This window comes from Rheinheimera gaetbuli (genome assembly GCF_054781935.1).
Genome location: NZ_BAAGTL010000007.1, coordinates 12447 through 28148 on the forward strand (window position 1 = coordinate 12447; position 15702 = coordinate 28148).

11 protein-coding genes are annotated in these 15702 nt (G+C 48.6%); 8 read left to right on the forward strand and 3 right to left on the reverse strand.

Annotation, left to right across the window (positions count from 1 at the left end; translation table 11 throughout):
- Positions 1-77: 77 nt before the first annotated feature.
- Both serB and ACYVIC_RS06620 read left to right on the forward strand, forming a co-directional pair.
- Positions 78-1121: a phosphoserine phosphatase SerB gene (serB, locus tag ACYVIC_RS06615; RefSeq protein ID WP_460858409.1), complete on the forward strand. Its 1044-nt coding sequence runs from the start codon at positions 78-80 to the stop codon at positions 1119-1121.
- 2 nt (positions 1122-1123) lie between these two features.
- A complete protein-coding gene (locus ACYVIC_RS06620; RefSeq protein WP_460858410.1) occupies positions 1124-2017 on the forward strand; it encodes an alpha/beta fold hydrolase in 894 nt (297 codons plus the stop codon).
- Here ACYVIC_RS06620 and ACYVIC_RS06625 read toward each other — a convergent pair.
- A complete protein-coding gene (locus ACYVIC_RS06625; RefSeq protein WP_460858412.1) occupies positions 1988-4507 on the reverse strand; it encodes a PilZ domain-containing protein in 2520 nt (839 codons plus the stop codon). The two genes, ACYVIC_RS06620 and ACYVIC_RS06625, sit on opposite strands and share 30 nt — an antisense overlap.
- Before the next feature lie 120 nt (positions 4508-4627).
- Between ACYVIC_RS06625 and radA the strand changes: the two genes are divergently transcribed.
- Positions 4628-5989, forward strand: coding sequence for a DNA repair protein RadA (gene radA / locus ACYVIC_RS06630; RefSeq protein WP_460858414.1), 1362 nt, complete (start codon positions 4628-4630; stop codon positions 5987-5989).
- 38 nt (positions 5990-6027) lie between these two features.
- On the opposite strand, the gene ACYVIC_RS06635 is transcribed toward radA, so the two are convergent.
- Entirely contained in the window at positions 6028-6777 is a 750-nt protein-coding gene (locus ACYVIC_RS06635) for an outer membrane protein assembly factor BamD (RefSeq protein WP_460858415.1), read from the reverse strand.
- A 123-nt stretch (positions 6778-6900) separates the two neighbouring features.
- Here ACYVIC_RS06635 and rluD point away from each other — a divergent pair, with 123 nt between their 5' ends.
- The 4 genes from rluD to pssA all read left to right on the forward strand — a co-directional run bounded on the left by rluD (position 6901) and on the right by pssA (position 12236).
- Positions 6901-7875: a 23S rRNA pseudouridine(1911/1915/1917) synthase RluD gene (gene rluD, locus ACYVIC_RS06640; RefSeq protein WP_460858417.1), complete on the forward strand. Its 975-nt coding sequence runs from the start codon at positions 6901-6903 to the stop codon at positions 7873-7875.
- A complete protein-coding gene (gene pgeF, locus ACYVIC_RS06645; protein WP_460858419.1) occupies positions 7868-8608 on the forward strand; it encodes a peptidoglycan editing factor PgeF in 741 nt (246 codons plus the stop codon). The genes rluD and pgeF overlap by 8 nt, the downstream gene beginning before the upstream one ends.
- 93 nt (positions 8609-8701) lie before the next feature.
- Positions 8702-11278, forward strand: a complete 2577-nt coding sequence (gene clpB, locus ACYVIC_RS06650; RefSeq protein ID WP_460858421.1) for an ATP-dependent chaperone ClpB — start codon at positions 8702-8704, stop codon at positions 11276-11278.
- A gap of 118 nt (positions 11279-11396) precedes the next feature.
- A complete protein-coding gene (gene pssA, locus ACYVIC_RS06655) occupies positions 11397-12236 on the forward strand; it encodes a CDP-diacylglycerol--serine O-phosphatidyltransferase (protein ID WP_460858422.1) in 840 nt (279 codons plus the stop codon).
- Between the two features lie 50 nt (positions 12237-12286).
- Here the strand turns inward: pssA and ACYVIC_RS06660 are convergent, their stop codons facing one another.
- The gene (locus tag ACYVIC_RS06660; RefSeq protein ID WP_460858424.1) at positions 12287-13834 is read right to left on the reverse strand and encodes a methyl-accepting chemotaxis protein; all 1548 of its coding nucleotides are present in this window, start codon (positions 13832-13834) and stop codon (positions 12287-12289) included.
- Positions 13835-14060: 226 nt separating this feature from the next.
- Here ACYVIC_RS06660 and gshA point away from each other — a divergent pair, with 226 nt between their 5' ends.
- The gene (gene gshA, locus ACYVIC_RS06665; protein WP_460858426.1) at positions 14061-15656 is read left to right on the forward strand and encodes a glutamate--cysteine ligase; all 1596 of its coding nucleotides are present in this window, start codon (positions 14061-14063) and stop codon (positions 15654-15656) included.
- Positions 15657-15702: the final 46 nt, after the last annotated feature.

Below are 15702 nucleotides of genomic sequence, written 5' to 3' on the forward strand. Positions count from 1 at the left end.
AATTTCAATTAGAGTCGGCCAGCCTGGTGGTAAAAAAGCACCATGCCAAAGCCGCGGTAGCAACTACAGGTAGCCAAGTGTCGTTTTTTTATCAGATCTCTGCAACTGATTTCAGCCAAGCCAATCCGTTAACCCTGCTACCAGAACAGTTCCAGCTGCGGCTTAGTGCCGACAATGGCATCGCGCTTTGTAGTCGAAAAGCTTTGCCATTAATGCCTGGCGAACCTTTTATATTGGCAAGTGCGCCTCCCGTGGCAGTACTACGGGTTTTCGGCTCCGCTGTTAGCTGGGGGCAGTTGCAGCAGGTATTGCAACGATTAGGTTTTAACGTCGCCGTTGCTGGCCGCTGCTTTCAACCGCACTCCAAATTGGCCACAGCGATAGAGTTACAGTTGGCCGTTTTACCAGCACCTGATGTAATCGCAGCACTTAACACTTTGGCACAAGAGCAGGGTTTTGAGTTAGTGTGTTTATCCGCTACACCTACGCTACACCAGCCTGGAGTGTTGGTGATGGATATGGACTCAACGGCTATTCAGATTGAATGCATCGATGAGATAGCTAAACTGGCCGGTACCGGTGAGCAGGTTGCAGCAGTTACGGCCCGGGCGATGAATGGCGAACTGGACTTTGCCCAAAGTTTGATAGCAAGGGTGGCAACACTGCAAGGCGCACCTGACACCATACTACGTCAGGTACTGGACACTCTGCCATTAATGCCAGGCTTGACTGAGCTGGTGCAGCATTTACAACAACATCAGTGGCAGGTGGCTATTGCCTCCGGTGGTTTTACGTTTTTCACTGATGCGTTAAAGCAGCGCCTGGGGCTAACAGCCACCTATGCTAATGTGCTGGAAATTATCGATGGAAAGCTAACCGGCAAGGTACTGGGCGATATTGTTGATGCCAACACCAAAGCGCAGGTAGTGAGTCAATTAGCTGCCGAATATTGTCTGGCACCAACACAGACGGTCGCCATAGGTGACGGCGCCAATGATATTCCGATGCTTAACGCCGCAGCGCTTGGGGTTGCTTTTCATGCTAAGCCTAAAGTACAGGCGCAGGCAAAGGCCGCAATCCGGCAGGGCTCGTTATTGCAGCTGCTGTATTTGCTGGATTAAGTATGAAGCATCAGCAAAGCTCGTTGTATCTTGATATGCAGCAGTATCAGTTGCATTTACGCCGCTTGCTGCCAATGCAGCAGGGCATAGCGCCGGTGTTAATGTTGCACGGTGCGATAGAAAATGGCCGTATTTTTTACAGCCCGTCAGGTAAAGGCTTAGGTTGCTTTTTGGCCGATCATGGCTTTATGGTGTATTGCGCCGATTTTGCCGGTCGCGGTTTGTCGCGGCCACACGTATCGCAAGGCTTTGCTCAAAGCCAGCAGCAGATGATAACCCGCGATATACCGGCGCTGCTTGAACATGTGTATCAGCTGCATCAGCAAAAGGTGATACTAATCGCCCATTCATGGGGCGGTGTTCTGGCGGCAGCCTGTTTGGCACGATTTCCTGAGCTTGCTGCCAAGGTCGCTGTAAAGGTATGTTTTGGCACTAAGCGGGTTATCAGCATTAACAGTATTGAGCGCAAATTAAAAATAAACCTGATCTGGAACACCCTGGCGCCTTGGCTAAGCCGCCGGCATGGCTATTTTCCGGCACGAAAATGGCGCTTCGGCGCCGATGATGAACCGGCCAGGTTTTTACAGGATACGGTGCAGTGGATAAAAGGCGCCGATTATATCGATCTGTGCGATCAGTTTGATTATGCGGCCGCCAGCCAACAACTAAACTGGCCGCCGGTATGGCATTTTGCCGGGCAAAATGATCGACTGTTGGGCCATCCACAGGATGTAAAAGCTTTTATTGCAGAAACATCGCCTCAGGCCCGCTTTACCCTGTTGGGAACTACTACCGGCTACAAACATGACTATGATCATATTTCAATGCTAACCCATCCGGCGGCGGTGCAAGAGCATTTTACTGAGCTACGCGACTGGTTGTTGCAGCGTGTTTAGTAACGCCAGCTGACGTTGGCGCTGTCGTTGATACAACTCAGTGTCTGCGCCAAAACGCCAGGCTACTTCTGTACTGATATCCACAGCATCAATCATCCCGGCGACACTCCACAACTCTTCTTCCAGCAGCTTGGCTTTATGAATGGCGTAGGTGCTTATATAGCTGAGTTCAGCGGCAATAAAATCAACATCTGGCCTACCGGTTCGGCACAACTGCAGACGATAGCTGAAAACGATATGGTGTTGTAACGCGTTAAGCACAAACTGACGTTTATGCTGTTCGTCACGAAATTCATAGTCGAACAAACAGCTAAGTTCTGTCGCCGAATTTTTTTGTTTAATCACCAGATACATTTCATAGGATTTTGGTGCTTCCAGCCGCTTCATTTGTTTCAGATGTTGGGCAAAGTGCAAACTGGCTGCATTGTTTTGCAGAATTAACGCCAGGTCCTGTTTGGTTATGTCTTTGCTGAACAGGCTAAGTAGCAGGTGCAGGCTTGCTGGGTTATTCCCTTGAGTAACAGTGTTAACTTCGTAACGAATACCTTTGCGGTGCAGGTACAGCGTAAAATGGTTTTGTACGCTCAGATACATATTGCGTAACGCCGTCGATAGCCCGGGATAGCGAGGGCTTTCTTCTGCAGGTGTTAACTTGGCTCTGTTGTTTTGGATCAGCTGTTGAAAAAACAGCCGGCCGGTATGGGGCTCTGTTCCCTCTTGTGCGCGCAGGTTCATGATGGTGCGGCTTTTACTGACAGCCATCACTTCATAGGTTAGTGCTGTCAATGGGTACTTATTGCTAATCTTTTGCATGTCGGGTAAATCTAACAGCAAAATATCGCCTTTTTGAAAGCGTACAGGTAAGGTTGTCTCCAGCTGCAAGCCTTTAGAAGAAAAATCACGGCTATGGCCTGATAACGGCGTTTGTTGTTCGTTATCTGTAACCAAAACACTGGTTTTATACAGATAACGCGATTCTGAGCGCAAATTCACGTACTGGATAGCGACAGCCTCGCAGGGCGGCTGTTGCGGCACTTTTTTATGGCCAAACTGCGCCAGGCGTTTTAATTGCTGCTGGTCTATCGGGTAAGTCTGATACCAGTCGGTACTGGTTGCAGAACTGATATCGGTCAGAGTAGCTACGTAACGAATATCCTGAATAAACTGCTTTATCAAACTGGAAAGCCCCGGGCTTTTCGGGCTGCTTTCAGTCTCAGGCAGGGTGGATGGCATTTCTGCCATTGCAGGGGTAACACGCTGTATAGTAAGCTGAAATACTCTCCAACTAGCTTTGCTGGCGCCAAAACCGAGAAACAATTGCCGCAATGTATCATCTTCAAGCAATTCTTCACTTGTTGCGCTGTAGAAATACAGCTTGCCTTTAACGGCATGGGTAAAGCTGTACAAAATAGTGCTTTTGTCTTGTTGTAGTTGTTGCAAGATGGCTTTTAGCCGGCGCACTGACAATATACTGTTGAACACAGCTTGATGTTGCTCATCAAGAAAATGGTGCCAGCTTACTTTGTTAAAATCGGTTGTTAATGCACAAAGCGGTAACGGCGCACCGTCGCGCACTGCAATATACACCGGCAAGCTGCTAAGTTTCGGCAGGTAAAATTGTTCATAACCTTTGCTTAATAAGCTTTGGCTGATGTTATCCAGATTAACTTTGTAGCGCCGCTTATTGCCGCTGATAAATTTCTGCAGAAACTCGGCAAACTGCTGTTCATCTTCGCCCGGTAAGCGCTGCATACGCCAATACAGGTTGGCACCTTGCTGCTCAGTGTCTATCAACTGATACAAAATGCCATCAGCAAACCCCAGCATGAACTCTTGCTCCAGGCCGGTAAAGTGTAAACGTATGTTCTGGCCCACTTCTAACGGCAACGGTTGCTGCAGTTTTATCTTGCAACCCGATACCGACAAATCAGACGTACTGGCGCGATATCTTTTCCCGCCCAACGCTAACTCGACATCAATGCTAAAGTGCATCCGTTCATCGCGTCTGACCGTGTAATTGCCAATGGGGATCAAGCGGGCATACTGGCTTTGGATGGCAGGTAGCTCGTCAGTGTCAACATCGCTGGCTGAGGCCTGTTGTAGCGCCGTTTTCACCCGTTGTTCTGTTTGTTTGCGATGCATTACCCGAAAGTTATTCTCGGTATTCATTACTTCTTCATACAAGCCCACGGTATATGAGCCATATTGCTTCAGGCCTTGCTCAAATACATTAATGGCATTGTCATCCATGTAATGTGTTTTACCCATGTGTTCATAAGCTCTGACATCACCGTCGACATGGCCACGCAAGTCGATATAGAAATTACATGGCTGGGCCATGCGTTTTAGTTCCATTTTCAGCAAAAATTGCTTTGATTTTGGCAGATCTGAGGTGAGTAAACTGAATACCTGATCAAAATCGGCAGAGTTAAGTGAGCTTTTCATGCGCTCAATGACGCCAATATATTCCTGTAAATCTGCTGTTGTCATAGTTCTGTCAGGTTGAATGCCAAAATACCGGCATCTTAGGGTTATAATTTGTAGTACGCTACGTTGTTACATTTTGAAAAGCAATATCCATGCCTTTCATTTAGCTCAGGATAATTAATTATGGCAAAAGTAAAAACCGCTTACGTCTGCAGTGACTGCGGAGCGGATTTTGTGCGCTGGCAGGGGCAGTGTACCGAGTGTGGTGCCTGGAATACGGTAAGCGAAGTGCGCTTGGGTACGGCCAACAGTAAAAATGCCCGTTTTGAAGGTTACGCCGGTGCGGCAGTAGCCAAAGTTATGCGCCTGGATGAAGTAGATTTACAAGACGTACCGCGCTTTAGTAGTGGTTTTGCTGAATTTGACCGGGTGCTGGGGGGCGGCATAGTGCCGGGCTCAGCGATTTTAATAGGCGGCCATCCGGGCGCCGGTAAGAGCACGTTATTATTGCAAATTATGTGCGGCCTTGCACAACAGGGCGGTGCGCTCTATGTTACCGGCGAAGAATCCTTGCAGCAGGTGGCGATGCGGGCGCAGCGTTTGGGCTTGCCAACCAATGCGCTGAAAATGCTGGCTGAAACCAATGTCGAAACGATTTGCCTGCTGGCGCAGCAGGAAAAACCGCGCATCATGGTTATCGACTCTATTCAGGTAATGCATTTAGCTGATATTCAGTCGGCACCGGGTAGCGTGTCGCAGGTGCGCGAGAGTGCCGCTTTTTTAACCCGTTTTGCCAAGCAACATCATATCGCTATTATCATGGTGGGCCATGTTACTAAAGACGGCTCATTGGCCGGGCCCAAAGTACTGGAACATTGTATCGATTGCTCGGTTATGCTCGATGGCGACAGCGACAACCGTTACCGCACTATGCGCGGTAATAAAAACCGCTTTGGGCCGGTTAACGAATTAGGTGTATTTGCCATGACCAGCCAGGGCATGAAAGAGGTTAAAAACCCGTCGGCAATCTTCTTAACCCGTGGTAAAGAGGATCAGTCTGGCAGTATTGTGATGGTGTTGTGGGAAGGTACCCGACCGCTATTGGTGGAAATTCAGGGCCTGGTAGACTATTCGCCACTGAATAACCCACGTCGCGTTACCCTTGGTATGGAGCAAAATCGCATTTCGATGTTGCTGGCTGTTATGCATCGTCATGCCGGCATTCAAATGGCCGACCAGGACGTGTTTGTTAACGTGGTGGGTGGAGTCAAGGTAAATGAAACCAGTGCTGATTTGGCCACCTTACTGGCATTGGTGTCGAGTTTTCGTGATAAACCGTTGCCAAACGACTTAGTGGTGTTTGGTGAAGTTGGTTTAGCCGGTGAAATACGACCGGTACCCAGTGGTCAGGAGCGTTTACGCGAAGCGGCAAAACATGGTTTTAAACGGGCGATAGTGCCGCTGGCCAATGCACCTAAAGACCCTATAGCTGGTATGGAAGTAATAGGAGTTAGTAAGTTGTCTGAAGCGTTGGAAGCAATTTAACCCCGAAAAAAAGCCCCGCTGTTGCGGGGCTGTCTGGTTTAGAATTTATTGTTTTGCGGGAAGTTTAGCTTTAACACCTGATAGGTGTCATCTTTCAACTTGGTTAAGCCAAGCTTGTCATAGCTTTGAACCATCACTTCTAACGCTTGTTCAACCAAAGGAGAATCGCGATAAAATTCGACAATGTACTTGCCCCGGTTAGCGGCTGCTAAGTAAGCGCCCCGGCGCATGTAATAATCGGCGATAATCAGCTCATGCCGTGCCAAGGTATCTTTAATACTTAACATGCGGTTTTTTGCTTCGGTGGCATATTTGCTATCAGGAAACGCACTTACCAGCTTTTTAAAATCATCAAATGCCTGGCGGGTGCTTGCCAGGTCACGATCTGATCTGTCAATGCCCAGCATATTGTGTAGCGCATTCTCGTCGGCTTTAAGGTTACTTAAACCACGCATATAGTAAGCGTAATCTAACTCAGGATGATTTGGGTTTAACCGGATAAAACGGTCAATGCCCGCCAGCGCCTTATCGACATCACCTGATTGATAATAAGCATAAATCAGATCCAGTTGAATTTGCCGGGCTAAAGGGCCAAACGGATAACGGCTTTCAACCGCAGACAATAATTCAATCGCCCTGTTATATAAGCCATTGTCCAGAACTGCTTTGGCTTCCTGATATAACGATTGCGCAGTGCGGGTGTTGCTGACATCGGGTTGTTCAGGCTTTCCTGCACAAGCACTTAGCATCAGCGCCAGCGCAGAAATCAGTAAAAAATTCGCTTTCATTTAAAAATCCATTACTACTTGAGCTAAATGGCTGTCTAGTCTGGGGTAAAGTCGCTAAAATACACCATATTGCGATTTTACCCCAGACCCGCCGGGGTTGCACACAGGATAACTGCTTCCGTCATGACAAAACAGCTAAAACTTTCAGAAATTGTACCTGAGCATTTATTTGGCAAACGCTTAGATCAGGTGCTTGCAGAAATGTTCCCTGATTATTCGCGTTCGCGGATAAAAGAATGGATCCTTGCCGATGCAGTTACCATCAATGGCGTTTTGCATAACAAGCCACGAGAAAAACTACTCGGTGGCGAGCAAATTGATATTCTGGCCGAACTACCCGAAGATCAGCGCTTTGAAGCCGAAGCGATAGAACTGAATATTGTGTATGAAGACGAACATATCCTGGTGATTAATAAACCGGCCGGCTTGGTGGTGCACCCCGGTGCAGGCAACGCTGACGGTACTTTACTCAATGCATTGTTACACCATTGTCCGGGCATAGGCGAAGTGCCTCGTGCCGGTATTATTCACCGCTTAGATAAAGACACCACAGGTTTGATGGTGGTTGCTAAAACCATACCGGCACAAACTCACCTGGTAGAGGCAATGCAAGCACGGGAAATTACCCGCGAGTATGAGGCGGTGTGCCATGGCGCCATGACTGGTGGTGGCACTATTGACGAACCTATTGGCCGTCACCCGACTAAACGTACTCATATGGCTGTGACGCAATCGGGCAAGCCGGCTACCACACACTTTCGGGTGATGGAAAAATACCGTGCTCACACCCGTTTACGCTTACGGCTTGAAACTGGCCGTACCCATCAAATACGCGTACATATGAGTTTTGTAAACCACCCCTTGGTTGGCGACCCGGTATATGCCGGCCGGCCAAGGCCGCCACGCAAAGCCAGTGAGCAATTGCTAACGATATTACGCAATTTCCGTCGTCAGGCTCTGCACGCAGCTATGTTGCGCTTAGCACATCCTATTACCTGTGAGATTCTGGAATGGCATGCGCCAATTCCTGACGATATGGTGCAGTTGACGACAGAACTGCGCGCAGACACTGCTGAACACGGTTTGGATTTTGTCTGATAGCGCTATGATGTTAACACCAGACTGGCCGGCACCCGCTAATGTGCGGGCCGTCTGCAGTACACGCCTGGGTGGTTGTTCAACAGGGGCTTATGCCAGTTTGAATCTTGGTTTGCATGTGGATGATGACACTGCGTTGGTTATCGAAAACCGGCGCCGTTATCAGCAGCAAGCGAAAATGCCAACGCCACCGGTATGGCTGGAGCAGGTTCATGGTGTGCGGGTACTATCACTAAGCGGCTATACAGCATCAGGCGAGACTGCTGATGCTAGTGTTACGGCTGAGCGCGGCGTTGTGGCCACGGTAATGACCGCAGACTGCTTACCTTTACTATTGTGTGATGCAAGAGGCACTCAGGTAGCGACAATACATGCCGGCTGGCGCGGCTTATGCCACGGCATTATTGAAGCCACCTTAGCGCATTTCACTATACCTGAACATGTGATGGTGTATCTTGGCCCGGCTATTAGCCAAAGGGCTTTTGAAGTAGGGCCTGAGGTGCGTGCAGCCTTTGTGGCGCATAACGCTGAAGCAGAGGCCGCCTTCGTTGTGACAGACAATGGCAAATTTCTTGCCGATTTATACCTGTTGGCACGTCAGCGTTTACAGCGCTGTGGTGTCAGTCAAATCTATGGTGGTAGCTTTTGTACCTATCAGCAAACTGAGCTGTTTTTTTCCTACCGCCGAGATGGACAAACAGGCCGTATGGCCAGTTCAATTTGGTTAGTCTGATCTAAGTCAATTTTTTGACGTTTTCTTGCTTGAATTTCCGCCAATAGCACCCAATCTTATGACACAACAACATTGTGCTTGTAGGAGACATAAATGCGTCTTGAAAAATTTACCAGTAAGTTCCAGGAAGCGATCGCTGATGCGCAGTCGCTGGCATTGGGTCGCGATCAGCAATATATCGAGCCGGTACATTTAATGTTCGCCTTACTAAATCAGGAAGGTGGCACAGTTCGCGAGCTATTAAACAAGCTTGCTATTAATTTTAATGAATTGCGTTCTAAAGTCAGCCAGTCGATTGACCGCCTGCCACGCGTAGAGGGCGAGGGGGCTAACCTGCAGTTGTCACCGGCAACAGCCCAGCTTTTACAACAGTGCGATAAATTTGCGCAAAAACGTAAAGATCAGTTTATTTCCAGTGAGCTGTTTGTGCTGGCAGCTACGGAAGATAAATCGGATCTGGGCAAAACGCTGCGTTTGCTGGGTGTTACCAAAGAGGGGGTTGAATCGGCCATTGAGCAAATGCGTGGCGGCCAGAAAGTTGACGACCCTAATGCTGAAGACACCCGCCAGGCGCTCACTAAATACACCGTTGATTTAACTGCCCGTGCCGAAGCTGGTAAGCTAGATCCGGTTATCGGCCGCGATGAAGAAATTCGGCGCTGTATTCAGGTGTTGCAACGGCGCACCAAAAACAACCCGGTATTAATTGGTGAACCCGGAGTCGGTAAAACCGCTATTGTAGAAGGCCTGGCGCAACGTATTGTTAATAAAGAAGTTCCTGAGGGGCTAAAAGATAAACGGGTGCTATCACTGGATATGGGCTCGTTACTGGCTGGTGCTAAGTACCGTGGCGAGTTTGAAGAGCGGCTAAAGGCCGTACTTAATGAGCTGGCAAAGGAAGAAGGCCAGGTTATTCTGTTTATTGATGAAATTCATACCATGGTCGGTGCCGGTAAAGCTGATGGTGCCATGGACGCCGGCAACATGCTAAAGCCAGCTCTGGCGCGCGGTGAGTTGCATTGTTTAGGCGCCACAACCCTGGACGAATATCGTAAGTATATTGAAAAAGACGCAGCATTAGAGCGACGCTTTCAAAAGGTACTGGTTGGCGAGCCTACCGTAGAAGATACCATTGCCATTTTGCGTGGTTTAAAAGAGCGTTATGCCCTGCATCACGGGGTAGAAATTACCGACCCGGCGATAGTCGCCGCGGCAACTTTATCACATCGCTATGTGTCAGACCGGCAGCTGCCTGACAAGGCCATCGACTTAATTGACGAGGCTGCATCCAGTATTCGTATGCAGATGGATTCTAAACCAGAAGAGCTGGACCGGCTTGAGCGGCGTATTATTCAGCTGAAGCTGGAGGATAATGCCCTGGCAAAAGAAACCGACGACGCGACTAAAAAACGACGCGATATTATTCAGGAACAAATTTGTGAACTGGATAGTAAATACAACGAGCTCGATGAGGTATGGGCATCCGAAAAAGCGGCTTTGCAAGGTACGCAAAATATTAAAGCAGAACTGGAGCAAGCCCGTCTGGACCTTGAAGTAGCGCGTCGTGTCAGCGATTTACAACGTATGTCGGAGCTGCAGTATGGTCGTATTCCTGAGCTGGAGAAAAAACTCGATTTAGCCTCGCAGGCCGAGATGCACGAAAACACCTTGTTACGCAATAAAGTAACCGAGCAGGAAATTGCTGATGTGCTATCTAAAGCCACCGGCATACCTGTGAGCAAAATGCTCGAAGGTGAGCGTGACAAGCTACTGCGGATGGAGCAGGCATTGCACGAAAAAGTTATTGGCCAGGATGAAGCGGTTACGGCAGTATCGCATGCCATTCGTCGCTCCCGGGCCGGCCTTGCAGATCCGAATAAACCCATTGGCTCTTTTCTGTTTTTAGGGCCGACCGGTGTTGGTAAGACCGAGCTGACCAAATCACTGGCTAATTTTCTGTTCGACAGCCCGGATGCAATGGTACGCATTGATATGTCTGAGTTTATGGAAAAACATGCTGTATCGCGCTTAGTTGGTGCTCCGCCGGGTTATGTCGGCTATGAAGAGGGCGGCTATTTAACCGAAGCGGTAAGGCGGAAACCCTATTCGGTAATATTGCTGGACGAAGTGGAAAAGGCACATCCGGATGTGTTTAACATTTTACTGCAGGTTTTGGATGATGGCCGTTTAACCGATGGTCAGGGGCGCACGGTCGATTTTAAAAATTGCGTTATTATTATGACGTCTAATCTGGGCTCGGATCTTATTCAGGAACATTATCGCGAGTACAGTTATAGTGAAATGAAAGACATGTTGATGGGCGTGCTCAGTAAGCAGTTCCGGCCTGAGTTTCTAAACCGGCTGGACGAGACTGTAGTATTTCATCCGTTGGATAGCAGCCAAATTCGCAGTATCGCTAAAATTCAGCTGGCACGGTTGGAGCAACGGTTGGCAGAGCGGCAGTATAAGTTTGATATTACTGATGCCGCGCTGGATAAACTGGCGGAAGTTGGTTTTGACCCACTCTACGGCGCCAGACCGCTAAAACGGGCTATTCAACAACACCTGGAGAACCCGCTGGCTCAGGCGTTACTGCAGGGTGATGTTGCGCCCGGTAGCACAGTGCAGCTTGATCATGATGGCGACAGGTTTGTGGTAAGCAGCCACTAATTCTCACGCATACGGCAGCAAAAAAGTGACCGCTTTGGCGGTCACTTTGGCTTACAGGCTATGCATGCTAAGGTATGTCACTTATAATCTTCAGCAATTTCCTCTATAGAAGTGTGATATGACAGAACCTAAAACTAATGACAGCGGGCCGCGCAAGGGCATTTATTTACTACCTAACTTACTGACAACAGGTGGTTTGTTCTCTGGTTTCTTTGCCATAGTGGCGTCAATGAATGGCCGGTTTGAAGCGGCGGCAGTGGCCATTTTTATCGCCATGATTTTCGATGGCCTCGATGGCCGTGTTGCGCGTTTAACCAATACGCAAAGTGAATTTGGCGCCCAGTATGACAGCATGTCGGATTTAGTCGCCTTTGGTATGGCCCCGGCTTTAGTGGCATACAACTGGGGGCTGGCTGACTACGGTAAGTTTGGCTGGTTGGCTGCATTTGTTTATGTTGCTTGTGCAGCGCTGCGCCTGGCGCGCTTTAACGCTAACCTGGGCGTAACCGACAGCCGGTTTTTCCAGGGGCTGGCCAGTCCGGCCGGTGCCGGTATTATTGCCGGCATGGTGTGGACAGGCAGTATCTATGAAATCAATGGCGATAATATTGGCTATCTGGTAGGGCTGATAACGATAGCGTCGGGCTTGTTAATGGTAAGTAACTTCCGCTATAACTCGTTTAAAGATCTGAATTGGCGTGACCGGGTATCGTTTTTAACCATACTAATGGTGCTGTTGGTGTTTGTTGTAATAGCGTCACGGCCAGCAGAGATGTTATTTGGGATTTTCTTTATTTACGCCTGTTCAGGGCCGGTCACCACTATCCGCAGCGTACGTAAATTAAAGCTGGAGCATGTAGTGGGCGACTCGGACGATGCTGACTTTGCTGATCTTGATGCAAGCGGTCAAAAACCAGCTGCCAAGAACCAGGATACAGAAAAAGATAAAACTGAATAGTGTTTAATAAAGTAAAACTAACCCCGCTTTGCGGGGTTAATTTTTTCAGCTTAGCCGCCAAAACTTTTATTTAAACCCGCTATTTGCCCGGTCTTCTGTTGCAGCGCTTTACTGTTTTCTGCCACTACAGCAATATTGGCCAGGTTGGATTCTGCAATTTGTTGAATATGAACGACATTTTGTTGTACATCATGTGCTACAACACCTTGCTGTGTGGCGGCAGTAGCGATTTGTGATGACAAATGCGCTATCTGATCCACCATAGTGGAAATCTGCGCCAGCTGTGTCTGGCTTTGTTGCGTCTCTACTACGCAGCTGTCGGCCTGCTGCCGGCTTTGTTGCATTACTTTGCCCCAACTAAGCAGCGTTTGCTGAATTTCAGCAATAGATTGCTTAATTTGTTCGGTCGCCTTGTGGGTGCGCGAAGATAATGCCCGTACCTCATCAGCTACTACGGCAAACCCCCGCCCATGCTCACCGGCCCGGGCTGCTTCAATGGCGGCGTTTAACGCCAGTAAGTTGGTTTGATCAGCAATACCCTGGATCTCTGTCATAACCAGCCCGATGCGCTCTGCCTCGACCGCCAGGCTATCTGCAGTAGCGGCGGCTCCCTGCACTTCTGTCGCCAGCTTTTGTACTGTGCCGGCGGTATGCTGCATTACCGTTTTGGCTGTTTCGCAAATTTGGTGGGTATCGTTAACCTGATGATGGGTTTGTTTGGTGCGCTCAGCAATATCCTGCACTGTGCTATAGAGCTGGGTGGTGGCCGTAACAATACTGCGCAGTTGGTCGTGCTGTTGATGAATACCTTGTTCTGTCATACGTACCGCTTCACTTTGTGTTTCAGCGATAATATTTAACGCATCGGTGCTGTCTGCAGTGCGGCCAAGCACAGTGCGCAACCTGGCCTGCGCCATTTTCAGCTGAAAATCAGCAATGCCATAGGGGCCAAACCCCGAGTAAATCCAGCGCGATACACTATCAAAACTGTTACGTGCCTGCTGCAGCTTTGCCGGTATTATCCACAATTCGTCATAGCAACAGATAAACCACACCAGGGGTAGCAATAACGCCAGTAAAAATTGCAGTCCAAATAACAGGCTGCCTGTGACCGCCAGCGCTAAGGTTAGTATTGTGGCAATCAGGCGTTTTAAACCAAACCGGCTGCGCCAATCTGAGGGTGTTTTACCCTGTAACATTGCCGGGTAGCTCTGCTGTGCGCGCTGCACCATCTGTGCATCAGGTTTTACCCGCACGGACTGATAACCTACCAGTTTGTTGTTGTCATAAATTGGCGTAACAAAGGCATCGACCCAGTAATAACGGCCGTCTTTGCAGCGGTTTTTTACCAGACCACGCCACGATTTGCCTTGCTTAAGTTTCTGCCATAAATCAGCAAATGCTGCTGGCGGCATATCGGGATGGCGCACCAAATTATGGTTTTTGCCGAGCAACTCCTCTGAACTAAAACCGGCTACCTGACAAAATGCCGGATTAGCATAGGTGATAACGCCACGCAAATCGGTGGTGGATACCAGTTCCTGCTCTGCAGTAAAACGGACTTCTTCATTGATAAGCTGTTGATTACGACGATTCATTTTCTCTACTTATTCAGAGGTATTGTCAAATGACCAGAAATGCTAAGTGTACTCTATAACGGGAAATCTTTCAGCCGGCAGCCGCCTGCTTTAACCTGCCATGGTGGTTGAACAACGGATTTGATATTGTTGATTAGCTATTTGCAGGCTAAATTAAGCTTCGCTATTGAAGTTTGCGCCGGCGCCCCAACTTCTGCTGGACGCCCTTACCGATTAAGGAATTAACTTGGGTTCACTTCTTCAAAAACGGCTGGCTCAGCTGACAAACGCAAATCCGCAAGCGATAGTGGGTATTTTGCATGGGATAGAGCGGGAAACATTACGGGTAAATGCCGATGGGACTCTGGCACGCACTGGGCATCACCAGGCATTGGGCTCTGCGCTAACGCATCCATGGATCACCACTGATTTTTCGGAGTCATTGCTTGAATTTATTACCCCGGTTAGTGACAGCATAGAAACGACACTGGCGCAGCTGGCAGATATTCACCATTTTACGGTGAATAATATTGCTGACGAGCAACTGTGGCCGGCCAGTATGCCGTGTTTTATTAGCGACCAGCAGCAAATTCCGTTTGCACAATATGGCACATCTAATGTCGGGCGAATGAAGACTCTTTACCGCAAGGGCTTGCATAATCGTTATGGCAGTATGATGCAGGCTATCAGTGGCGTGCACTTTAATTTCTCGTTACCAGACAGCTTCTGGCAGCAGTATCAGCAGCAGATCGGCGACAGCTCAGCGCTGCAGGATTTTATATCAGCGCAATATCTGACGCTTATTCGTAACTACAAGCGCAATGTCTGGCTGTTAGTGTACTTGTTTGGTGCTTCACCGGCGATGTGTAAATCTTTTCTGGAAGGGCGCAGCAGCCGTTACCCGTTTCAGTCATTAGGCAAAGGCTCGTTATATTTACCTTATGCTACATCGCTGCGCATGAGTGACTTGGGCTATACCAACAGTGCACAATCTAGCTTAAATGTAACGTATAACAGCTTGCCGGAGTACATCTCAGGTTTGCACGCGGCGATTAGTATGCCATCAGAAGAATACCGTAATATCGGTGTTAAGGTTAATGGCGAATATCAGCAGTTAAATGCTAACGTGCTGCAAATTGAAAACGAGTTTTACTCAACTATCCGGCCTAAACGTACCACCCAATCCGGTGAGCGGCCAACCTGTGCGCTGGCCAAACGAGGCATTGAATACATTGAAGTACGCTGCCTGGATGTAAACCCGTTCAGCCCAATAGGTATTACCGCTGAACAGATGTATTTCCTTGATGTCTTTTTGCTGTATTGCCTGTTGCAAGATAGCCCGGCACTGTCAGCTGCCGAGCAAACTATTACCGAGCAGAATCTGAAGAAAGTAGTGACTGATGGCAGGCGCAATAATCTGGAGTTATTGTGTGATGGACATCCACGCCTGATGCAGGATTGGGCCGAACAGTTATTTGCTGACATGATGCCGGTTGCACACTATTTGGATAATGCACACCAACATAGCAAATACAGCGGCGCACTAAAACAGTTCTATTTGTCATTGCTGGATCCAGCACAAACATACTCGGGTAAGTTGTTAAATCAATTACTGGCAACGCAGCAAGATAATGGCACTGTGTTATTACAGCTCTCGGCGCAGTATCGTCAACAGCTGCAGCAACAACCATATCAGTATTATAACGAACACCAATTTATCGAGGCGGCGGCGTTATCTGTGCAAACGCAACAGCAGATAGAACAGCAGGATAGCGTCAGTTTTGAGCAGTATATTGCGCAATACTATGCCGAGGTGCCGGCATGTGGTAAAACACCGGCATAAAAAAACGGCTACCAAGAGGTAGCCGTAAAGGTATATCCAGGGAAAA